This is a genomic window from Chengkuizengella sp. SCS-71B (assembly GCF_040100845.1).
Classification (GTDB): Bacteria; Bacillota; Bacilli; order Paenibacillales; family KCTC-33759; genus Chengkuizengella.
In genome coordinates this window covers 113,334-137,266 of record NZ_JAZHSH010000001.1, presented here as the reverse complement: position 1 = coordinate 137,266, position 23,933 = coordinate 113,334, and the positions used below count along the sequence as shown (strand labels likewise).

At 37.4% G+C, this 23,933-nt stretch carries 16 protein-coding genes, 1 tRNA gene and 3 rRNA genes; 19 read left to right on the top strand and 1 reads right to left on the bottom strand.

What is annotated here, in order from left to right:
• Positions 1-240: 240 nt before the first annotated feature.
• The 19 genes from dnaA (at position 241) to VQL36_RS00600 (ending at position 22,531) form a co-directional block, all read left to right on the top strand.
• A complete protein-coding gene (gene dnaA, locus VQL36_RS00690) occupies positions 241-1,596 on the top strand; it encodes a chromosomal replication initiator protein DnaA (RefSeq protein WP_349247463.1) in 1,356 nt (451 codons plus the stop codon).
• A gap of 231 nt (positions 1,597-1,827) precedes the next feature.
• On the top strand, positions 1,828-2,973 hold the full coding sequence (dnaN, locus tag VQL36_RS00685; RefSeq protein ID WP_349247462.1) for a DNA polymerase III subunit beta: 1,146 nt from the start codon (positions 1,828-1,830) through the stop codon (positions 2,971-2,973).
• Positions 2,974-3,007: 34 nt separating this feature from the next.
• Entirely contained in the window at positions 3,008-3,223 is a 216-nt protein-coding gene (gene yaaA, locus VQL36_RS00680; RefSeq protein ID WP_349247461.1) for a S4 domain-containing protein YaaA, read from the top strand.
• A 16-nt stretch (positions 3,224-3,239) separates the two neighbouring features.
• The gene (gene recF / locus VQL36_RS00675) at positions 3,240-4,355 is read left to right on the top strand and encodes a DNA replication/repair protein RecF (RefSeq protein ID WP_349247460.1); all 1,116 of its coding nucleotides are present in this window, start codon (positions 3,240-3,242) and stop codon (positions 4,353-4,355) included.
• A gap of 16 nt (positions 4,356-4,371) precedes the next feature.
• On the top strand, positions 4,372-4,617 hold the full coding sequence (gene remB / locus VQL36_RS00670) for an extracellular matrix regulator RemB (protein ID WP_349247459.1): 246 nt from the start codon (positions 4,372-4,374) through the stop codon (positions 4,615-4,617).
• A gap of 41 nt (positions 4,618-4,658) precedes the next feature.
• Positions 4,659-6,563 (top strand): DNA topoisomerase (ATP-hydrolyzing) subunit B, encoded by a 1,905-nt coding sequence (gene gyrB, locus VQL36_RS00665; RefSeq protein WP_349251087.1) that lies wholly within the window; start codon positions 4,659-4,661, stop codon positions 6,561-6,563.
• A 23-nt stretch (positions 6,564-6,586) separates the two neighbouring features.
• Positions 6,587-9,052 (top strand): DNA gyrase subunit A, encoded by a 2,466-nt coding sequence (gyrA, locus tag VQL36_RS00660; protein ID WP_349247458.1) that lies wholly within the window; start codon positions 6,587-6,589, stop codon positions 9,050-9,052.
• Between the two features lie 93 nt (positions 9,053-9,145).
• Entirely contained in the window at positions 9,146-10,195 is a 1,050-nt protein-coding gene (locus tag VQL36_RS00655; protein WP_349247457.1) for an HD-GYP domain-containing protein, read from the top strand.
• A gap of 405 nt (positions 10,196-10,600) precedes the next feature.
• A 16S ribosomal RNA gene (locus VQL36_RS00650) occupies positions 10,601-12,157 on the top strand.
• Between the two features lie 155 nt (positions 12,158-12,312).
• Positions 12,313-15,247 (top strand): 23S ribosomal RNA (locus VQL36_RS00645).
• A 203-nt stretch (positions 15,248-15,450) separates the two neighbouring features.
• Positions 15,451-15,567, top strand: a 5S ribosomal RNA gene (gene rrf, locus VQL36_RS00640).
• Together the 16S, 23S and 5S rRNA genes form the textbook arrangement of a ribosomal RNA operon.
• Positions 15,568-15,845: 278 nt before the next feature.
• Entirely contained in the window at positions 15,846-17,300 is a 1,455-nt protein-coding gene (gene guaB / locus VQL36_RS00635) for an IMP dehydrogenase (RefSeq protein WP_349247456.1), read from the top strand.
• A 159-nt stretch (positions 17,301-17,459) separates the two neighbouring features.
• Positions 17,460-18,776: a D-alanyl-D-alanine carboxypeptidase family protein gene (locus tag VQL36_RS00630; protein WP_349247455.1), complete on the top strand. Its 1,317-nt coding sequence runs from the start codon at positions 17,460-17,462 to the stop codon at positions 18,774-18,776.
• Positions 18,777-18,892: 116 nt separating this feature from the next.
• Positions 18,893-19,774: a pyridoxal 5'-phosphate synthase lyase subunit PdxS gene (gene pdxS, locus VQL36_RS00625; RefSeq protein WP_349247454.1), complete on the top strand. Its 882-nt coding sequence runs from the start codon at positions 18,893-18,895 to the stop codon at positions 19,772-19,774.
• Between the two features lie 42 nt (positions 19,775-19,816).
• The gene (gene pdxT, locus VQL36_RS00620) at positions 19,817-20,398 is read left to right on the top strand and encodes a pyridoxal 5'-phosphate synthase glutaminase subunit PdxT (protein ID WP_349247453.1); all 582 of its coding nucleotides are present in this window, start codon (positions 19,817-19,819) and stop codon (positions 20,396-20,398) included.
• Positions 20,399-20,425: 27 nt separating this feature from the next.
• The gene (serS, locus tag VQL36_RS00615) at positions 20,426-21,706 is read left to right on the top strand and encodes a serine--tRNA ligase (RefSeq protein WP_349247452.1); all 1,281 of its coding nucleotides are present in this window, start codon (positions 20,426-20,428) and stop codon (positions 21,704-21,706) included.
• A 49-nt stretch (positions 21,707-21,755) separates the two neighbouring features.
• Positions 21,756-21,845 (top strand) — tRNA-Ser (locus tag VQL36_RS00610).
• A 103-nt stretch (positions 21,846-21,948) separates the two neighbouring features.
• Entirely contained in the window at positions 21,949-22,293 is a 345-nt protein-coding gene (locus tag VQL36_RS00605) for a hypothetical protein (protein WP_349247451.1), read from the top strand.
• A 76-nt stretch (positions 22,294-22,369) separates the two neighbouring features.
• Entirely contained in the window at positions 22,370-22,531 is a 162-nt protein-coding gene (locus VQL36_RS00600; protein ID WP_349247450.1) for a small acid-soluble spore protein P, read from the top strand.
• A 217-nt stretch (positions 22,532-22,748) separates the two neighbouring features.
• On the opposite strand, the gene VQL36_RS00595 is transcribed toward VQL36_RS00600, so the two are convergent.
• Positions 22,749-23,855 carry an LCP family protein gene (locus tag VQL36_RS00595; protein ID WP_349247449.1) on the bottom strand — a complete coding sequence of 369 codons (1,107 nt, stop codon included), beginning with the start codon at positions 23,853-23,855 and terminating at the stop codon, positions 22,749-22,751.
• Positions 23,856-23,933 lie beyond the last annotated feature (78 nt).

The window sequence follows — 23,933 nt, the reverse complement described above, 5'->3', positions numbered from 1 at the left end:
CTAGAATGGATTTTTTTGTGGGTAAAATAAGTTTTTCGACATAATAAGAGCTCTCCTCTTATAAAATTATAAAAAATGATTATCCACAATTAAATTTCAATACTTGTATAAATTTAATACATTAACCATTGTTCGTTTTTCATAAATTAGTGGAAACATAATATATGCAATCATCAAATTATTCTTTACAACAACTCTTCCATAAAAGATTTTTTAAGGGTTAAAGGAGTGAACGCATTCATGGAAGATTATCCTGATCAGCTTTGGCAAGAAATTTTATCCATATTACAAACAAAAGTGAGTAAACCTAGTTACGATACTTGGTTAAAATCAACAAAAGTAAAAGTATTTAATGAATCCGTATTGTTGGTTTGCGCACCTAATATGTTTGCAAAGGAGTGGCTGGAAAATCGCTACATAAAATTAATTAGCAACGCGGTTTATGAAAGTACTGGCCGTAAAGTAGAGGTAAAAATAGTGATTGAAGACGAGGAAGTCATTCCTGACGTTTTACCTGTGCCGAAAAAAAAGACAAAACAAAATATTACAACAAATGAAGAGTCTTTACCACCAATGCTGAATGCTAAATATACATTTGATACGTTTGTCATTGGTTCTGGAAATCGATTTGCACATGCTGCCTCCTTAGCTGTAGCTGAAGCACCAGCAAAAGCCTATAATCCTTTATTTTTATATGGTGGAGTTGGATTGGGAAAAACTCATTTAATGCATGCAATTGGACATTATATTATTGAACATCACCCTAAAACCAAAGTACTATACATTTCATCTGAAAAATTTACCAATGAGTTTATTAATGCTATTCGCGATAATCGTGGAGAATCTTTTAGAAATAAATATAGAAACATCGATATATTATTAATTGATGATATTCAATTCTTAGCAGGTAAAGAACAAACACAGGAAGAATTTTTCCATACATTTAATGCACTACATGAAGAATCAAAGCAAATTATTATATCTAGTGATCGACCACCTAAAGAAATTCCAACACTAGAAGAAAGACTTCGTTCTAGATTTGAATGGGGACTTATTACAGATATTCAACCTCCAGATTTAGAAACAAGAATTGCCATACTTAGAAAAAAAGCAAAAGCTGAAAATTTAGATGTGCCAAATGAAGCAATGGTATATATAGCAAATCAGATTGATACTAACATTAGAGAACTTGAAGGTGCATTAATACGAGTTGTAGCCTACTCTTCACTAATAAACGAAGATATATCAGCAGAGTTAGCTAGAAATGCATTAAAAGATATCATACCGTCCAGTCGTCCAAGAGTCATTACTGTAGAAGATATTCAAAAAATAACTGGAGCACACTACGGTTTAAATATTGAAGATTTTAAAGCTAGAAAAAGAACAAAATCACTAGCATTTCCAAGACAAATCGCTATGTACTTGTCAAGGGAACTTACAGACTTATCCCTTCCTAAAATAGGAGAAGCCTTTGGTGGAAGAGATCATACAACTGTAATACATGCTTATGATAAAATTTCAAAATCATTAAAAAGTGATCAGGAACTATATAAAGTTGTCCACAATATCACAAGTAAAATTAAAAACCCTTCATAATATCATCAGCCTATGCACAATTTACTCACATGTGAATAGGCTGAAAAATTGTACACAAAACCAGGTTATCCACATATTCAGTGTCCCTACTACTTATACTAAAAAATAATTAAAATATAATATTATAAATACTATTTTTTTTAAAAAAATTATATCTTACACATTCACTAAATTTATACTTGAAATAAATGATTAATATAAGATCAGAAAAATTAGTTTGGAGATGGCAATATGGAATTTAAAATCTTAAAAAATAAACTGCATGAGTCCATTCAACATGTTTCAAAAGCAATAACCAACAGAACAACAATCCCCATTTTAAGTGGGATAAAGATTGATGCTCATGATGAAGAGGTTATTTTAACAGCAAGTGATACAGAAATTTCAATACAAAGTTTCATTCCTAAAGAAGAAAAAGAAAATCAAATTATCGAAATAAAAAAAGAAGGCAGTGTAGTATTACCTGCTAAGTTTTTTGTAGAAATTATAAGAAAACTACCAGGGGAATATGTAGAAATTGAAGTAAATTCACAATTTCAAACCATCATTAAATCAGGAACATCAGAGCTTCAAATCATTGGTCTTGACCCAGAAGAATATCCTGTACTCCCATCTGTGGAAGAAAACAATTCGATCATGTTAGCAAGTGATTTATTAAAATCCATGATTAAACAAACTTCTTTTGCAATATCAACCAATGAAAGCACACCGATTTTAACAGGGATTTTATGGAGTGTTTCCAATGAAAACTTAAAATTTGTTGCTACCGATCGCCATCGTTTAGCAAGCAGAGAAATTTCGAATATAGATATGAACTTAGATTTAAACCTTCAAAACATTGTTATTTCGGGAAAAACGTTGAATGAATTAAATAAATTATTACCTGATCAAAATAATATGATTCACATTGTATTTGCCAATAATCAAGTATTATTTAAAATTGATTCGATATTATTTTATACTCGAATATTAGATGGAATTTATCCAGATACTTCAAAAATCATTCCACAAGTATTCAAAACAGAAATTAAAGTACCAACGAAGATGTTTTTAGAAGCAATCGATCGTGCTTATTTATTATCAAAAGAAAATCAAACAAATATTGTTAAAATGATTGTTAAAGATCATGAGAAAATTGAAATTACATCAAGTTTAACTTCCTTAGGTAAAATAACAGAACAAGTAAAAGCAGAAAAAATTGAAGGAGAATTAATACAAATATCTTTTAACTCCAAGTATATGCTAGATGCCTTAAAAGTGATCGACAGCGATCATATTCAAATTGGTATTACAGGCACAATGAGTCCTATTATTATTAAACCTAGTGACAATACCAACATGCTCCATCTAATTTTACCTTATCGCACAACAAACTGATAAAAACAAAGACGATTTGAAAGGATAAATCAGAATGGAAATCATAAAAATTAAAGACGAATATATTACATTAGGGCAATTTTTGAAATTAACAAATCATATTTCTACTGGAGGACAAGCTAAACCATTTTTACAAGAAAATAAAATATACATCAATGGATCTCTTGATAATAGAAGAGGTAGAAAAATCGTTCCAGGCGATGAAGTGAAAATCAATGAATCTGGGGATTACAAAGTGATGAATTTGTAACTCAGGAGGAATCTTTTTGTTTTTAAAAAAACTAACTTTAAACAATTATCGCAACTATCAATCTATAGAGATTAATCTTGATCATAATATCAATATATTTATAGGTCCAAATGCACAAGGAAAAACGAATTTACTAGAAGCTATTTACGTTATGGCTCTAACCAAATCCCATCGCACAAACACCGATAAAGAATTAATTGGATGGGGTAGTGATGAAACAACATTATATTGTGAGATTGAAAAAAAATATGGAAATAATAAATTAGAAATTCATCTTTCTCAAAAAGGGAAAAAAGTAAAGGTGAATGGTCTTGAGCAAAGAAAGCTTAGTGATTTTATTGGGGTATTAAATGTCGTCATGTTTGCACCTGAAGATTTAGAAATTGTAAAAGGATCACCTAAAATACGCCGTAGATTTATTGATATGGAATTAGGTCAAGTTCATCCCAGTTATATTTATGATTTACAGCAATATCAAAAAATATTAAATCAAAGGAATAATTTATTAAAGCAGCATCATAGTGCAGAGGACAAGCGTTTAAACGATTTATTAACAATTTGGGATCAACAATTCGTGCAGTTTGGTATTAAAATCATCAAAAAACGTCAACACTTTATAAAAAAATTACAAATATGGACTGAACAAATTCATTCAAGTATTACAAATGGGAAGGAGAATTTAAAAGTAATTTACAAACCTTCATTTGAATTTGAACAATTTGATGATGAAACTGTTTTATTTAATCAATTTATGTTAAAGTTAACAAAGATGCGAGAACAGGAAATAAAGAGGGGAGTCACCCTGATAGGGCCACATCGTGATGATCTTCTTTTTTTAATTAATGATAAAGAGGTTCAAACATTCGGATCCCAAGGTCAACAAAGAACAACAGCATTATCTATAAAACTTGCAGAAATTGAACTCATACACGAAGAAGTTGGTGAATATCCTCTTCTTCTATTAGACGATGTATTGTCAGAACTTGATCAATATCGTCAAACACAACTCATTGAAACTTTTCAAGACAAAGTTCAAACCTTTATTACTACTACAGGTATTGAAAGTGTGAATTTATCTAAACTAAATGAAGCCAAATTATTTCATGTGTTAGAAGGCACAGTGACTGTTTAGGATTGGAGTGATGAGGTTGTTTATTCACCTTGGAGGAGATAAGATTCTAAAGGCATCCGAGTTAGTTGCTATATTTGATTTATCCATTGATAAATCATTTGTTGTTTTAGAACCTTTTATCAATCATTTTACATTACTAAATAGAGTTGAAAAGATATCTAAAGAAAAACCAAAATCACTGATCATTTCAACTACAAAAATATATTATTCACCCATTTCTTCTGCAACATTAAAAAAAAGAGCAAATTTTTTACATATTTAAGTTGTTTTTTATTCTACACAAGTAGGTGAAGCAAAATGTCATTGAATCAACCACAAAATACGTATGATGAAAATCAAATTCAAGTACTAGAAGGTCTTGAAGCTGTAAGAAAAAGACCTGGGATGTATATCGGTTCAACTGGAGTGAAAGGACTTCACCATTTAGTATGGGAAGTTGTTGATAACAGTATTGATGAAGCTATGGCAGGGTTTTGTACAAAGATAGACGTTATCGTTAATGAAGATAACAGTATTACCGTAAAGGATAATGGACGAGGTATACCTGTCGGTGAACATCCAAAAATGAAACGTCCGGCTTTAGAAGTTGTTATGACGGTATTGCATGCTGGAGGTAAGTTTGGTGGTGAAGGATACAAGGTTTCTGGAGGGTTACACGGTGTAGGTGTATCAGTCGTGAATGCACTTTCCAAATCAGTCATAGTGCAAGTTAGAAGAGACGGTAAAATACATCAACAAGAATATCGTTACGGTGTTCCTCAATATGATTTAAAGATCGTTGGTGAAACAGAAGAAACGGGGACCCAAACTACTTTCGTACCAGATGATGAAATTTTTAAAGAAACCACAATATATGATTACGATATTTTACAATCTCGAATTCGTGAACTAGCATTTTTAAACAAAGGCATTGAAATCAATTTAATAGATAAACGTACTGATAAAGAAAATTCTTATAAATATGACGGTGGAATTATTTCGTTTGTTGAATATCTAAATCGAAATCGAGAACCAATACATGAACCGCCTATTTACGTTGAAGGTGGAAAAGATCACATTAATGTTGAGATTTCCCTTCAGTATAACGATGGTTATAGTGAAAATATTTATTCGTTCGCCAATAATATCAATACTCACGAAGGTGGGACACATGAGTCAGGTTTTAAAAGTGCGTTAACTAGAATTTTAAATAACTATGCTAAAAAAAATCAATTATTAAAAAACAATGATGCTAATTTCTCTGGAGATGATGTTCGTGAAGGAATCACAGCCATTATTTCCGTGAAAATTCCTGAACCTCAGTTTGAAGGACAAACTAAAACTAAACTAGGTAACGGTGAGGCGAGAAGTATTGTTGAATCTGTTTTTTCTGAAAAGTTGTCTGAGTTTCTAGAAGAAAATCCTTCAATTGCCAAACAAATTATTGAAAAATCACTTCAAGCTGCTAGAGCAAGAGAAGCTGCACGAAAGGCAAGAGAAGCCACTAGACGAAAAAGTGCATTGGAGGTTAGTTCCTTACCAGGTAAATTAGCAGATTGCTCCTCCAAAGATGCTTCCATTAGTGAGTTGTATATCGTTGAGGGAGATTCTGCGGGGGGTTCAGCCAAACAAGGAAGAGACCGACATTTTCAAGCGATACTGCCTTTACGAGGAAAAATACTAAATGTTGAAAAAGCAAGGTTAGATAGAATTTTAGGAAATGCAGAGATTCGCGCTATTATTACCGCGCTAGGTACAGGGATTGGTGAAGAATTTAATATAGAAAAAGCTAGGTATCATAAAATCATTATCATGACTGATGCCGATGTAGATGGTGCACATATACGCACATTACTATTGACTTTTTTATATCGATATATGAGACCTGTTATAGAATCAGGGTACATCTATATCGCACAACCTCCTTTATTTAAAATAGAAAAAGGAAAAGTCATTCAATACGCGTATAATGACACTCAGAAGAATGAGATCATTGAGAAATTAAGCGGTAAAGTAAACATTCAACGTTACAAAGGTCTTGGAGAGATGGATGCTGGACAATTGTGGGAAACAACGATGGATCCAGAAAGTCGAACATTATTACAAGTAACAATTGAAGATGCAATGGACGCGGACGCTGTATTTGATACATTAATGGGAGACAATGTAGAACCAAGAAGAGATTTTATACAACAACATGCTAAGTATGTTAGTAATATAGATATCTAAAATTAGGAAGTTATGGTGAGAACATGGCTGATGAAATACGTTCAAATGTAGAAAATAGGGATATTCGTACAGAAATGCAAACCTCCTTTATGGATTATGCGATGAGTATTATTGTAAGCCGAGCCTTACCAGACGTAAGGGATGGTTTAAAACCTGTTCATAGAAGAATATTATATGCAATGTCTGAACTGGGGATGTCACCTGACAAACCTTTTAAAAAATCTGCTCGTATAGTTGGTGAGGTTTTAGGTAAATACCATCCACATGGAGATTCCGCTGTTTATGAAACTATGGTGAGGATGGCACAGGACTTTTCACTTCGGTATATGCTAATTGAAGGACATGGAAACTTTGGTTCTATTGATGGAGATTCTGCTGCAGCCCAACGTTATACAGAAGCACGGCTTTCAAAAATAGCAATGGAAATGTTAAGAGATATCAATAAAGAAACCGTAGATTATGCTGACAATTATGATGGTGAAGAAAAAGAACCTGTTGTTTTACCAGCTCGTTTTCCAACTTTATTAGTAAATGGAGTTTCAGGAATTGCTGTAGGAATGGCTACAAACATTCCACCTCATAACCTTGGTGAAGTGATTGATGGTGTACTGGAATTAATTAAAAATCCTGATCTAACTCCAATAGATTTAATGGAGTATATAAACGGTCCTGATTTTCCTACAGGTGGTTATATTTTAGGAAGACAAGGAATTAGACAAGCTTACACAACAGGTCGTGGCTCAGTTACTATGAGAGCAAAGGCAGAAATTGAAGAGAATGAGAGTACAAATAAAGCAAAAATCATTATAAACGAATTACCATATCAAGTCATAAAAGCAAGATTAATAGAAAAAATTGCTGAGTTAGTTAGAGAGAAAAAAATAGAAGGTATTACTGATCTTAGAGATGAGTCAGATCGAAATGGAATGAGAATCGTAATAGAACTTCGCAGAGATGTAAACCCTCATGTTATTCTCAATAACTTATATAAACAAACGTCTATGCAGATTAATTTTGGTGTAAATATGTTGGCTTTAGTTAATGGTGAACCAAAAGTTTTAAATATTAAAGATATTTTACATCACTATATTCAGCATCAAATAGAAGTAATTGAAAGACGAACGCAATTTGATTTAAAGAAAGCAGAAGCAAGAGCGCACATTTTAGAAGGATTGCGAATTGCGTTAGATCATTTAGACAAAGTGATTGCATTAATTCGTTCCTCCAGAACAACAGAAGAAGCTAGAGAAGGCTTAATGACTCAATTTGACTTGAGTCATGAGCAGTCTCAAGCCATTTTGGATATGCGTCTCCAACGTTTAACAGGCTTAGAAAGAGATAAAATTGAAGACGAGTATCAGGAACTTTTAAAGAAAATTGCAGAATTACGTGCAATATTAGCTGATGAGCAATTGGTGTTAAACATTATTAGTGAAGAATTATTAGAAATTAAAAATAAATTTGGAGATGAAAGACGCTCCGAGATTATAGCTGGTGATTTAGATATTCTAGATGAAGATCTAATCCCACAAGAAGATGTTCTTATTTCTATCTCACATACTGGTTATATTAAACGAATACCTGTTACAACTTATCGCAGCCAAAAAAGAGGCGGTAGAGGTGTAATTGGAATGGGAACAAAAGATGATGATTTTGTTGAACATCTGTTTGCAACCAATACCCACCATTATTTAATGTTTTTCACCAATAAAGGAAAGGTATATCGTTTGAAGGGATATGAAATTCCTGAACAAAGCAGGACTTCGAAAGGAACACCGATTATTAACTTAATGCAAATTGAACCTGGTGAATATGTGAATGCTGTATTCCCGATTGAAAGCTTTGAAAGTGATCACCACCTATTCTTCGCTACGAAAAAAGGGATTGTAAAGAAAACGAATATTGAAGAATATAAAAATATTCGTAAAGGTGGGCTCATTGCGATTACCATTCGTGAAGACGATGAACTAATTGGAGTAAAACTTACAGATGGGAATCAAGAGATTATAATGGGTACTGAGCAAGGAATGTCCATTCGTTTCTCTGAAAAAGATGTTCGTACTATGGGGCGTTCAGCTTCAGGTGTAAAAGGAATAACGATTTCAGAAAATGATCAAGTCATTGATATGGATGTTGTAGATGATGACAATGATGTATTGATTGTCACAGCAAAAGGTTACGGTAAAAGAACTCCAATGTCTGAATACCGATCTCAAACTAGAGGTGGTAAAGGTATAAAAACAATCAATGTAACCGACAAAAATGGTTCAGTGGTTGGTTTGAAAATTGTCCATAATGATGAGGATTTAATGATTATCACTTCTCTTGGTACCATCATACGTACAAGTATGTCAGAGATTTCAACAATGGGTAGGAACACTCAGGGTGTTAGATTGATTAATATCAGAGAAGAAGACCAAGTAGCTACGGTAACTCAGGTCGAAAAAAGTGAAGAAAATGAAGAAGTTGATTCAGAAGCAACGGAATAAAAGGTTTTAATATAGCTTAAGAAGTTTAAAAAACAAAGGACAGAATATTTATTTATTCTGTCCTTAAAGTCAGTTAAGGGGTGTTGAATTTTAATGAAAAGAGTAGGTGTATCGCAAATACAACAGGGAGATCAATTAGTAGAAGATGTGACTACAATGCTAGGTGGAACTTTATTTCATAAGGGGACTATTTTACGAGATAGAGAGATTGAGATTTTAACTGCATTTTTAGTGAATAACGTGGTTGTAGAAATGGAACAAGATGAAGAGATAAACGATGAGGAATTATCCATACTCAATAATGAATTGACATATGAATATCAAGAGGTATTTTCTTTTATTAAAAAAGTGTTTTTGAATGTTCACTCTGACAACATACCCTTATTAGAAGTGCGCACAAAGTTAGAGTCACTCATTTCCTTAATTGATCAATATGATATTTTATCATTTGCACCACCAATAACAGATTCTACAGATTATTTTATTCATAAAAGCATCAAAGTAAGTATGACCTCTTATTTACTAGCTAAATGGAGTAATTTACCTCAAAGAGAATGGATTCAAGTTAGTATTTCAGGGTTACTTCATGATATAGGGAATACAAAAATTGATCCTGCTATATTACATAAGTCAGGGAGATTAATTTCCGAGGAGATTCAAGAGATTAAAAAACATACTATTCATGGATATCATATCCTTAAAGATGTCACTGGGATTAATGAAGGAGTAAAGTTAGCAGCTCTTCAACATCACGAAAAAAGTGATGGCAGCGGGTATCCCTTGGGTTCTGATAAAAACAAAATACATCTATATGCGAAAATTGTAGCAGTAGCAGATATATTTCATGCAATGACTAGTAATAAGAACTATAAAGAAAAGATTTCACCATATCTAGCATTAGAGGAAATTCAAAAGTTGTCCTTTGGGAAATTGGATCCTAGCTTGGTCCATACCTTTATCAAAAAACTAACTGAATTTCAAAGTGGGAGTATAGTAAAGTTAAATAATAAAATGATTGGGGAAATCGTCTTTTTTGATCAAAACAATCCAACAAGGCCTTGGGTTAATGTAGAAGGACAAATTATTAATTTAGATCAAGAACGTGATTTGTATATTGAACAATATTTAAAGAAAAATAAGTGACTTGGTTTAATAAAAATGTAATAGACTAAAATATAGTAAAATACATAATAAGCACAAAATAATAGGTAGATTGTAATTTTTTAAAAAAATTCTTGCATTAACTCATTCATTCGTGGTATATTTATCAAGTCGCCGCTGAGACGGCAGATACAAATAAAAAAACCTTGACAACAATCGGGTAAATGTTATACAATGATTTAGTCGCCATAAAACAAATAGCGACAAAAAAGTAAAACAACTTGCACCTTGAAAACTGAATAACGAGTGAACTTACGGAGACTTGAAATTTTTCAGGAATCCAAACAAATAGCTCAAAAGTTTTAAACTTTTGGGAACCCGGATATAACATGTAACAAAGAATGAGCCAAGCGCTCTAACATAGTTGTAATCGAGAGATTGCAACCTTTAATGGAGAGTTTGATCCTGGCTCAGGACGAACGCTGGCGGCGTGCCTAATACATGCAAGTCGAACGAAGAGATTAAAAAGCTTGCTTTTTAATGTTCTTAGTGGCGGACGGGTGAGTAACACGTAGGTAACCTGCCTATAAGCCTGGGATAACTAGTGGAAACATTAGCTAATACCGGATAAGGTCATTTGATCGCATGATGAGATGAAGAAAGAGGGTGTAAGCTCTCGCTTAGAGATGGACCTGCGGCGCATTAGCTAGTTGGTGAGGTAAGGGCTCACCAAGGCGACGATGCGTAGCCGACCTGAGAGGGTGATCGGCCACACTGGGACTGAGACACGGCCCAGACTCCTACGGGAGGCAGCAGTAGGGAATCTTCCGCAATGGACGAAAGTCTGACGGAGCAACGCCGCGTGAGTGAAGAAGGTTTTCGGATCGTAAAGCTCTGTTGCCAGGGAAGAGAAGGCAGATGTTAACTGCATTTGCTTAGACGGTACCTGAGAAGAAAGCCCCGGCTAACTACGTGCCAGCAGCCGCGGTAATACGTAGGGGGCAAGCGTTGTCCGGAATTATTGGGCGTAAAGGGCGCGCAGGCGGCCCATTAAGTCTGGTGTTTAAACTCGGAGCTCAACTCCGAGTCGCACTGGAAACTGGTGAGCTTGAGTGCAGAAGAGGAGAGTGGAATTCCACGTGTAGCGGTGAAATGCGTAGAGATGTGGAGGAACACCAGTGGCGAAGGCGACTCTCTGGTCTGTAACTGACGCTGAGGCGCGAAAGCGTGGGGAGCGAACAGGATTAGATACCCTGGTAGTCCACGCCGTAAACGATGAATGCTAGGTGTTAGGGGTTTCGATACCCTTGGTGCCGAAGTTAACACATTAAGCATTCCGCCTGGGGAGTACGGTCGCAAGACTGAAACTCAAAGGAATTGACGGGGACCCGCACAAGCAGTGGAGTATGTGGTTTAATTCGAAGCAACGCGAAGAACCTTACCAGGTCTTGACATCCCTTTGAACGCTGTAGAGATATGGCTTTCCTTCGGGACAGAGGAGACAGGTGGTGCATGGTTGTCGTCAGCTCGTGTCGTGAGATGTTGGGTTAAGTCCCGCAACGAGCGCAACCCTTAATCTTAGTTGCCAGCAAGTGAAGTTGGGCACTCTAAGGTGACTGCCGGTGACAAACCGGAGGAAGGTGGGGATGACGTCAAATCATCATGCCCCTTATGACCTGGGCTACACACGTACTACAATGGTCGGTACAAAGGGCAGCGAAGCCGCGAGGTGGAGCCAATCCCAACAAAGCCGATCTCAGTTCGGATTGCAGGCTGCAACTCGCCTGCATGAAGTCGGAATTGCTAGTAATCGCGGATCAGCATGCCGCGGTGAATACGTTCCCGGGTCTTGTACACACCGCCCGTCACACCACGAGAGTTTACAACACCCGAAGTCGGTGAGGTAACCCCTTGGGGAGCCAGCCGCCGAAGGTGGGGTAGATGATTGGGGTGAAGTCGTAACAAGGTAGCCGTATCGGAAGGTGCGGCTGGATCACCTCCTTTCTATGGAGAAAATAGTTCACTCGTTTTCAGTTTTGAGAGTGCAAGCTCTCAAAGTAAGAATTGTTCCTTGAAAACTAGATAGCGAAAGCAAAGAAGCATTAATTAGCAAATGGAATTCTCAATTATGAGTGATCATATAAAACATCGAACTTAATGGTTAAGCTATTAAGAGCACACGGAGGATGCCTAGGCGCTAGGAGCCGAAGAAGGACGTGGCGAACAACGAAATGCCTCGGGGAGTCGTAAGCAGACCTCGATCCGGGGATGTCCGAATGGGGGAACCCACGTACTGTAATAGGTACGTACCCTAGACTGAATACATAGGTCTAGCGGAGGCAGACCAGGGGAACTGAAACATCTAAGTACCCTGAGGAAGAGAAAACAAAAGTGATTCCGTCAGTAGCGGCGAGCGAACGCGGATTAGCCCAAACCAACAGGCTTGCCTGTTGGGGTTGTGGGACACTCCACATGGAGTTACAAAGGAATGATTTAGGTGAAGCGTCTGGAAAGGCGAACCAAAGAGGGTAAAAGTCCTGTAACTAAAAAATCATTCTCTCCGGAGTGGATCCCGAGTAGTGCGGGGCACGTGAAACCCCGTATGAATCTGGCAGGACCATCTGCCAAGGCTAAATACTCCCTAGCGACCGATAGTGAAGCAGTACCGTGAGGGAAAGGTGAAAAGGACCCCGGGAGGGGAGTGAAATAGAACCTGAAACCGTGTGCTTACAAGAAGTCAGAGCCCGTTTAATGGGTGATGGCGTGCCTTTTGTAGAATGAACCGGCGAGTTACGTTAGCATGCAAGGTTAAAGTGAAGAGCTGGAGCCGCAGCGAAAGCGAGTCTGAATAGGGCGGTATGAGTATGTTGACGTAGACCCGAAACCGTGTGATCTACCCCTGTCCAGGGTGAAGGTGAGGTAACACTCACTGGAGGCCCGAACCCACTTATGTTGAAAAATGAGGGGATGAGGTGGGGGTAGCGGAGAAATTCCAATCGAACTCGGAAATAGCTGGTTCTCCCCGAAATAGCTTTAGGGCTAGCCTTGGGGGTGAGTCGTGGAGGTAGAGCACTGATTGGGTGCGGGGCCCGTCAAGGGTTACCAAGCTCAGTCAAACTCCGAATGCCATAGACTTTAAACCCCAGGAGTCAGACGGTGAGTGCTAAGATCCATCGTCAAAAGGGAAACAGCCCAGACCATCAGCTAAGGTCCCCAAGTGTGTGTTAAGTGGGAAAGGATGTGGAGTTGCACAGACAACCAGGATGTTGGCTTAGAAGCAGCCACCATTGAAAGAGTGCGTAATAGCTCACTGGTCGAGTGACTCTGCGCCGAAAATGTAACGGGGCTAAACACACCACCGAAGCTATGGCTTGATACAATGGTATCAGGGGTAGGGGAGCGTTGTGTATGGATTGAAGGTATACCGTAAGGAGTGCTGGACTGTACACAAGTGAGAATGCCGGTATAAGTAACGAAAAGACAAGTGAGAATCTTGTCCGCCGAAAGCCCAAGGTTTCCTGAGGAAGGCTCGTCCGCTCAGGGTAAGTCGGGACCTAAGGTGAGGCCGAAAGGCGTAATCGAAGGACAACAGGTTGAAATTCCTGTACCACCGTAAACCGTTATGAGCAATTGGGGTGACGCAGAAGGGAACAGTTGCAGACTGATGGATAAGTCTGTTCAAGCAGTAAGGCTGGTGTGTAGGCAAATCCGCACACTGATAAGGCTGAGCTGTGATGAGGAGGGAAAATTGTAGTACCGAAGAACTCGCACTCATGCTGCCAAGAAAAGCCTCTAGCCAGGTGAAGGTGCCCGTACCGCAAACCGACACAGGTAGGCGAGAAGAGAATTCTAAGGCGCGCGGAAGAACTCTCGTTAAGGAACTCGGCAAAATGACCCCGTAACTTCGGGAGAAGGGGTGCTCCGTTAGGGTGTATAGCCCGAGGGAGCCGCAGTGAAAAGGCCCAAGCGACTGTTTAGCAAAAACACAGGTCTGTGCGAAGCCGTAAGGCGAAGTATACGGGCTGACGCCTGCCCGGTGCTGGAAGGTTAAGGGGAATGGTTAGCCGTTTTAGGCGAAGCTATGAACCGAAGCCCCAGTAAACGGCGGCCGTAACTATAACGGTCCTAAGGTAGCGAAATTCCTTGTCAGGTAAATTCTGACCCGCACGAATGGCGTAACGATTTGGGCGCTGTCTCAACGAGAGATCCGGTGAAATTTTAATACCAGTGAAGATGCTGGTTACCCGCGACAAGACGGAAAGACCCCATGGAGCTTTACTACAACCTGATATTGAACTGGGGTACGATTTGTACAGGATAGGTGGGAGCCTTGGAAGCTGGTGCGCAAGCATCGGTGGAGGCGCCCTTGGGATACCACCCTGATCGTATTCGAGTTCTAACCTAGGCCCTTGAATCAGGGTCGGGGACCGTGTCAGGCGGGTAGTTTGACTGGGGCGGTCGCCTCCTAAAGCGTAACGGAGGCGCCCTAAGGTTCCCTCAGAATGGTTGGAAATCATTCGAAGAGTGCAAAGGCATAAGGGAGCTTGACTGCAAGACGTACAGGTCGAGCAGGGACGAAAGTCGGGCTTAGTGATCCGGTGGTACCGAATGGAAGGGCCATCGCTCAACGGATAAAAGCTACCCTGGGGATAACAGGCTTATCTCCCCCAAGAGTCCACATCGACGGGGAGGTTTGGCACCTCGATGTCGGCTCATCGCATCCTGGGGCTGAAGTAGGTCCCAAGGGTTGGGCTGTTCGCCCATTAAAGCGGTACGCGAGCTGGGTTCAGAACGTCGTGAGACAGTTCGGTCCCTATCTGTCGTGGGCGTAGGAAATTTGAGAGGAGCTGTCCTTAGTACGAGAGGACCGGGATGGACGTACCGCTGGTGTACCAGTTGTTTCGCCAGAAGCATAGCTGGGTAGCCAAGTACGGAAGGGATAAGCGCTGAAAGCATCTAAGCGTGAAGCCCCCCTCAAGATGAGATTTCCCAATTTAGTAAGACCCCTTGAAGACGACGAGGTTGATAGGTTCGGGGTGGAAGTGCAGCAATGCATGGAGCTGACGAATACTAATCGGTCGAGGGCTTATCCAAGATATACCCCAAAAAGTGGAGATTAACCTTTACAGGTGAATTCGAGTACTTTTTCGGGTACCCCGAGCAAACATTGCTTAGGGAAAAGATTCCATGCTTATCTTTGTTTCGCATCTAGTTTTTCAATTCAAGGATGAATTGATGTCGACGTTGGTCACATGGATGTGTCCGAACTTAGTCGACCTTCATTAATTATTTACACGTTTGGTGATGATGGCGGAGGGGTACCACGCGTTCCCATACCGAACACGACCGTTAAGCCCTCCAGCGCCGATGGTACTTGGACCGCAAGGTCCTGGGAGAGTAGGACGTTGCCAAGCTAACCAAAGACACTGTAGTGATACTTTCACTATGGTGTCTTTTTTGTTATTGGAGTAAAACTATCCATCTTCATGTTGGCTTAATGCTCGGCAAATGGTATAGGATTAATCTACAACCTATCTGAAGGATTACATCTAAGATCGACCATATCCGTGTGGTCAACGATGCATCAAATCATCCTGATTTGAAAAGATCTTGACATTAAAAATGCCATTTTGTTATGATATGTAACAATACTTACGGGAAGGTATTTAATTTTAAGGAGGATTTTATAATCGTGTGGGAAACAAAGTTTGCAAAAGAAGGCTTAACCTTTGATGATGTATTGCTAATACCATCTAAGTCAGAGGTTTTTGGAAAAGAAATTGATATTAAAACTAAACTTGGACCTATTCAGCTCAATATACCATTTATAAGCTCAGCAATGGATACAGTGACAGAATCTAAGTTAGCTATTGCTATTGCTAGAGAAGGTGGTATAGGGGTTATTCATAAAAATATGTCAATCGATAAACAAGCTTTAGAAGTTGATCGAGTCAAACGTTCTGAAAGTGGAGTCATTACCAATCCTTTCTCTTTAACACCAGATCATCATGTCTATGATGCGGAAGAATTAATGAGCAAGTATAGAATTTCTGGAGTTCCAATTGTAGATGAATCAAATAAACTGGTTGGAATTTTAACGAATCGTGATTTGAGATTTGTTCATGATTATTCTATTAAAATTAGTGAAGTGATGACAAAGGAAGATTTAGTCACAGCACCAGTTGGAACAACACTTCAGGATGCAGAAGTATTGTTGCAGAAACATAAAATTGAAAAGCTACCTCTAGTTGACAATCATAACGTCTTAAAGGGTCTTATAACGATAAAAGACATTGAGAAAGCCATTCAATTCCCTTACGCTGGGAAAGATAAACAAGGCAGATTATTATGTGCTGCTGCTGTTGGTGTTTCAAGTGATGTGAAGGAGAGAACGGCTGCTTTAGTCGAAGCTGGAATTGATCTGATTGTAGTGGATTCCGCTCATGGTCAGCATATTAATATATTAAACACAGTGAAAGAAATTCGTCAGAAGTATCCTGAACTGCCTATTTGTGCAGGTAACGTAGCCACAGGTCAAGGAACTAAGGATTTAATCGAAGCAGGAGCTACTATGGTAAAAGTAGGTATTGGTCCAGGTTCGATCTGTACAACACGTGTAATTGCTGGGATTGGAGTCCCTCAAATTACAGCAGTTTATGATTGTGCTACGGTGGCTAGAGAATACAATGTGCCTATCATTGCAGATGGGGGACTAAAGTATTCAGGCGATATTGTAAAAGCACTTGCAGCAGGTGCTAGTGCTGTGATGATAGGTAGTTTGTTTGCTGGTACAGAAGAAAGTCCAGGAGAATCAGAAATTTTCCAAGGAAGAAGATTTAAAGTCTATCGTGGTATGGGTTCATTAGGTGCTATGAAAGAGGGGAGTAAAGATCGATACTTCCAAGAAAATGAAAGCAAACTAGTTCCAGAAGGTATTGAAGGACGTGTTGCATATAAAGGACCATTAGCAGATACAATATATCAACTTATTGGCGGATTGCGTTCAGGTATGGGATATTGTGGTACACCAAGCATAGAAGAGTTAAAAAACAATGCACAGTTTATTAAAATAACAGGGGCAGGACTAAGAGAAAGCCATCCTCATGATGTACAGATTACGAAAGAAGCTCCAAATTATTCACTTTAAAATACTATGATAGTTAATTAAAAAAGAGAGAAAAGTATCTCAACCATAAATTACCGTTATATTCTTTTAGACAGGGCATTGTACCTGTCTTTTTTTGTGCATATCCATATGATACAATGAAAAAGATGTAGAAAAATGCTTATGGGGGAAGTGACACATTTGAAATCGTTAGTACTTAAAAAAATTGAAATTTATTTATGTTTATCCTTAATGTTAAATCTTTTTGTGTTGTCTATGTTTTCAGGATCTGCGTCCTATGCTGAAGAAAATACTCAACCACCACTAAATATTAATGCAGCATCATCTATTTTGATCGAAGCAAGCACTGGACAAGTGTTATACCAGAACAACGCAAGCGTAGCCTTACCTCCTGCAAGCATGGCAAAAATGATGACAGAATACTTAGTATTAGAAAGTATTAAAGAAGGTAAAATTCAGTGGGAAGATTCAGTATCCATTTCTTCTAATGCTGATGCAATACCAGGATCAGGTGCATTATTAGCACAAGGTGATACTTATACAGTTGAAGATTTATTTAGATACATGGCAATTTATTCAGGGAATGATGGTGCAGTAGCATTAGCTGAATTTATTGCGGGATCAGAAGAGAACTTTGTGAATATGATGAATCAGAAGGCAAAAGAAATGGGCATGTCTGACGCAGCATATTTTGCGAATGCAACAGGTCTGCCCAATGAAGAATTAAAAGAATTAGCTCCTACAACAGGCAAAACTATTTTATCTGCTAAGGATTTAGCTAAATTAGCAAGAAGAATTGTGTTAGATTTCCCAGAAACATTAGAAGTGTCAAGCACTCCAAAAGCTTATTTAAGAAAAGGGGATAACAGTACACGCCAATTTGATAATTGGAACTGGATGCTTGAAGGTTGGAAATCTTATAATAATAACTTTAGCAGCATTGCTTATGAAGGTTTAGACGGTTTAAAAACTGGTTCTACAACAGAGGCTGGATTTTGTTTTACAGGGACGGCTGAACGTGATGGTATTCGATTAATTAGTGTTGTAATGAATGCTGAATCAAAGCCAGCCCGTTTTGAAGAAACAAGAAAGCTCATGGATTATGGTTTTAACAATTTTGAAATTAAAACGGTAGTTGCTGCAAAAAGTGAATTGGATGACATTAAAACAGTTCCTGTAAAAAAAGGGGTTGAATTGGAAGTTGCGATCCAAACTGAATCTGGCATGGAATTAGTTGTTGAAAAAGGTGAATCCATGGAGAATATTCAATTTGAAACTACAATACTTCCTGAAGAAGATTTGATTGCTCCTATTCAACAAGGTGAAGTAGTAGGAACATTAAAAGTAAAATATGATAAGTTATCTGAACCTTTTGAAGGTACGATTAATCTAATCGCTGCAGAGGATGTAGAAAAGGCAAGCTGGTTTAGACTTTTACTAAGAGCAATTAAAGACTTTTTTGCAGATATTTTTGAAGGAATAAAAGGTATTTTTTAATCAATTAAACAAATATAAATAATCTGTTTAGTTGTATAATGAGAAGGCTTAAGGTAAAATTATTTTTTAGAGATTTATGTTAATTTTATTATTTATATATATTGGGAGGAAAGAATATGGAAACAGGTACATCACGTGTTAAAAGAGGTATGGCAGATATGCAAAAGGGTGGCGTCATTATGGACGTTATGAATGCAGAGCAAGCAAAAATAGCAGAAGCTGCTGGAGCATCAGCAGTTATGGCATTAGAACGAGTACCATCTGATATTCGTGCAGCTGGCGGAGTAGCTAGAATGGCGGATCCAACAGTTATGGAGGAAGTCATGAAGGTTGTTTCTATACCAGTTATGGCGAAATCTCGTATTGGACATTTTGTTGAAGCAAAAATGTTAGAAGCAATGGGAGTAGATTATATTGATGAAAGTGAAGTACTGACTCCTGCCGATGAAGTATTCCATATTCAAAAAGGTGAATTCACTGTACCATTCGTTTGTGGAGCTAGAGATTTAGGGGAAGCGCTAAGACGTATTGGAGAAGGTGCATCCATGATTCGAACAAAGGGTGAACCAGGAACAGGAAATATTGTTGAAGCTGTTCGTCATATGAGAATGATGGTTTCACAAATACGTAAAGTTCAAAATATGTCAAAAGATGAATTAATGACAGAAGCTAAAAATTTAGGTGCTCCTTATGAGTTAATCCTTGAAGTACATGAAACAGGCAAACTTCCTGTTGTTAATTTTGCTGCAGGTGGTGTTGCAACTCCAGCTGATGCTGCTCTAATGATGCATCTTGGCTCAGACGGTGTATTTGTAGGTTCAGGTATATTTAAATCAGATAATCCTGAAAAGTTTGCAAAAGCGATTGTAGAAGCGACTACACATTATACTGATTATGAATTGTTAGTAAAAGTATCTAAAGATCTTGGTACTCCTATGAAGGGAATCGAAATTTCAAAACTTGATAAATCAGAAAGAATGCAAGAACGCGGTTGGTAATTAACACTTTATTTTTTTTCATGCAAGAAAGAAGGGACAGCTGTGAAAATAGGTGTACTTGCTCTCCAGGGAGCAGTAAAAGAACATTTGAAAATGATAGAAGATGCCGGTGCAGAAGCGATTGTCATTAAAACAGCAGATCAATGTGATGAGATTGATGGAATCATCATTCCAGGTGGGGAGAGTACAACAATTGGTCGTTTAATGAAATTATATGGTTTTATTGAGAAGTTAAATGAGTTCTCTAAACAAAGAAAACCTATTTTTGGTACATGTGCCGGTATGATTTTACTTGCTAAAGAAGTTGTGGGAAAAAGCGAGAATCATTTAGGGTTAATGGATATGAAAGTAGCTAGAAATGCTTTTGGGCGTCAAAGAGAAAGTTTTGAAGCTGACTTACCAATTAAAGGTCTTGAATCACCACTTAGAGCGGTATTTATTCGCGCTCCTTTAATTGAAAAAGTAGGTTCAGAGGTTGAAGTGCTTTCAGAATATAACGGAAAAATTGTAGCAGCTAGACAGGGGCACCTATTAGCTGCTTCCTTTCATCCAGAACTTACGGATGATTTTCGTTTGCATAGCTATTTTATTAATATGGTGAAACAATTTTCCTTAGTGAAGTAAATGCTATTTGTGGAAGGAAGGGTTTTTTTGTTAGATATTAAACGATTTAGAAATGATCTTGAAACAGTAGAGACTGCATTGAAACATCGTGGTCATCCACTGGATGACTTGGGTAGTTTTACGGAATTAGATATTAAACGAAGAGAGTTGCTTCAGCAAGTTGAACAGTTGAAAAACCAACGCAATGTTGTTTCACAAGATGTTGCAAAGAAGAAAAAAGCTGGGGAAAATGCTGATGATCTCATCAAAGAAATGAGAGAGGTTTCTGATCAAATTAAAACGTTAGATGAAGAGTTAAGAGGAATTGAGTCACAACTAGAGCAACTCTTATTAACGTTACCCAATATTCTACATGACTCCGTTCCGGTTGGAGAAGATGAAGATGATAATGTAGAGATACGTAAATGGGGGGATATTCCAACATTTGATTTTGAACCACAGGCTCATTGGGATATTGCTACCAAACTTGATATAGTAAACTTTGAAGCAGGTGCTAAAGTATCTGGTTCTAGATTTTTATTTTATAAAGGTTTAGGTGCCCGATTGGAACGCGCTCTAATCAACTTTATGATGGATTTACATTGTACGGAGCATGGATATGAAGAAATGTTACCACCAATGGTTGTGAATCGCGACAGCATGGTTGGTTCTGGGCAATTACCTAAGTTTGAAGAAGATGCATTTAAGTTAGAAAATGATGAATACTTTTTGACTCCTACTGCTGAAGTACCTGTAGTGAACTTTTATAGAGAAGAAATTTTGTCAGCAGATGATCTTCCTAAAAATTATGTAGCCTATAGTGCTTGCTTTAGGTCTGAGGCTGGCTCAGCAGGTAGAGACACAAGAGGTTTAATTCGTTTACATCAATTTAATAAGGTAGAATTATTAAAGTTTGTTAAACCAGAGGATTCTTACGATGAGCTTGAAAAGCTCACAGAGAACGCAGAGAAAGTTTTACAGCTTCTTAAATTGCCATATCGTATTTTATCTTTATGTACAGGAGATATCGGTTTTACAGCGGCTAAAACCTACGATTTAGAAGTGTGGTTGCCACAAAGTAATATGTACCGTGAAATTTCTTCATGTAGCAACTGTGAAGATTATCAAGCTAGAAGAGCTGGTATTCGCTTCCGTAGGGATCATAAATCCAAACCAGAATTTGTTCATACATTAAATGGTTCTGGTTTAGCGATTGGCAGAACAGTTGCTGCCATATTAGAAAATTATCAGCAGTCAGACGGTACTGTAAAAATTCCAGAAGTACTTCAACCATACATGAATCATGTAAGTGAAATTTCTATAAAATAAGACTTGCATTTAGTAAAAGATCTGTGTTACAATACTTCTTGTGACGCAAGGAGAGGTGGTCGAGCGGCTTAAGGCACTGGTCTTGAAAACCAGCGAAGGGGGGACTCTTCCGTGGGTTCAAATCCCACCCTCTCCGCCATATATTTCACAAATATCAAGTATCTAATGGATGCTTGTTTTTTTTTGTTTTTTTGAATAAATGATCCTCTGTTATCGCAAATTAATGAAGCGGAGGTGTAAATATGGACAATGAAGCACTAACGATCAATTCAGAGCAGCTTTTACAAAATTGGCAAAGTACATTACCGACAATATTAAATAAAACAGATTCAGTGGATGTTAGTTTAGATAATGCAAATTCTAATGCTTTAAACATTCATATTTCAACAGCAGGTCATGCCATGTACACGTTTGATTTTAGATGTATTTATGAGGACGAAAGAAAAGTAGATGTTTCATTAATTGATGTTGAGCAAAATAATAAAGCAATTGATGAGCATAATGAAGTGATTCAAACGTTGGCAGAAGATTATGTTAGGCATATCCATGAATGTGCTCAAACATTACAAACTATAACACAATCCTAATACCCCAAAAAGTGAGGAAAGCTTTGAAGAATAGATCCGAATACTTTTACTTCTATAAAGGAGGATTCAAATTCAAATGTCTAATGAACGTTTAACACCAGAGAATCCACACCAATATACAGAGCGTAAATTAGATCAAGTAAAGGATGCAAAGGGTGAAGCCTTATCTGGTTCAAAAAAAGCAAAAAATAAAAATCATTCCAGAGCTAATCACGGAGAAGGATTTGGAGGAGTTTAAAAACGAGTAGGAGGGGGTGACTTAACCCCCATCTTCTCACACCACATTACCGTTCGGTACACGGCGGTTCATGTTATATTCCAATGTATTGGTGGATTGACCTTCAACCCCAGTAGATCGATTTAATTACACTACAGAAGATTTGAAAAAAAAGAAATAGGGTAACCTTTAGAAGGAGGTTGCCCTATTTTATTAATATATGTAATATAAAATTTAATTATTGTGAAGCTAAATCTGAGTTTTTGCTCATTATTTCTATTGATTTAAAGTCATTTTGTAGCTTATCTAGCTCCTCATCTTTAATAACTACATAAGGATTTTGCCAACTACCTTCAAAAGGTACTGTGATAATGGAATCACTAGATATACCATAAAAATCTTTTACTAGCTTTAACATTTTAGTTTTGTTCATATCTGTTTTAAAATTTTCAGTAACAATATCTAATAAATCAAAAACTTGATTGATATTTTCCCAGCTTGCAATTTTGTCTAACGTTGCTTGAATGACCTCCTGTTGTCTTCTGCTCCGATCAAAATCACTGGAATAAAAAGCTTCTCCCCGATTATCTTGGCGAAATCTTGCAAAGTTAAGTGCATTTTGGCCATTTAATATTTGTTGTCCTTGGCTAAGATGAATACTTGTATTATCTACAGAGTCGTCATATTGCATATCACGATCTACATAAATATCTATCCCGCCTACTGCATCCACTAAAGAAACAACCGTTTGGAAATTAACTAAAAAAGAATAATCAATTTCAATATCTAGTAATTGCTCCACTTCATCTCTTAACACAACCATTCCTGAACTTATGTATTCTTCTGGAAGTTTGGCATGATTTACAGTAATTCTTTCGCCAGATAAAATAGATGGGTCTTTTTTACTATTAATATAAGTATGTTGATATCCATCGCTAAAAGTGGAATTTATTTTAACATACTCAGGGTTGTAATCTCTATATGAAGTAAGTTTTAAAAGTTGACCATCAAATTTAACTCTTGTATCTCTTGGGATTGAAACTAGTTTTACTGATTTATTTTGAGGAATTATATGAGCAACAATAATGGAATCTGTATTTAATGTAAAAGGATCTACACGAAAATCAATTCCTATTAAAAGAGCATAAAAATCCTCTGGTTTTTCTTTTTCTTCTTCTTTGTTTGACGTAGTTGTTATTGTGGACTCTTCTGTTGGTTTAACAATTTGATCAAATTCTGGAACAGTAATTTCAGTATCATTTAAACTTGTATTCACCCTGTACAAAATACTTATAAAAACAACTAAAAAAATACTAGCTCCTATTAGCAGACTCTTTTTTAACATGTAAACACCTCATAAGTTATACGACAATAAGTATGTAAAAGTTGCATTATATGACAATTTTTTTTTTCTTAAATATGA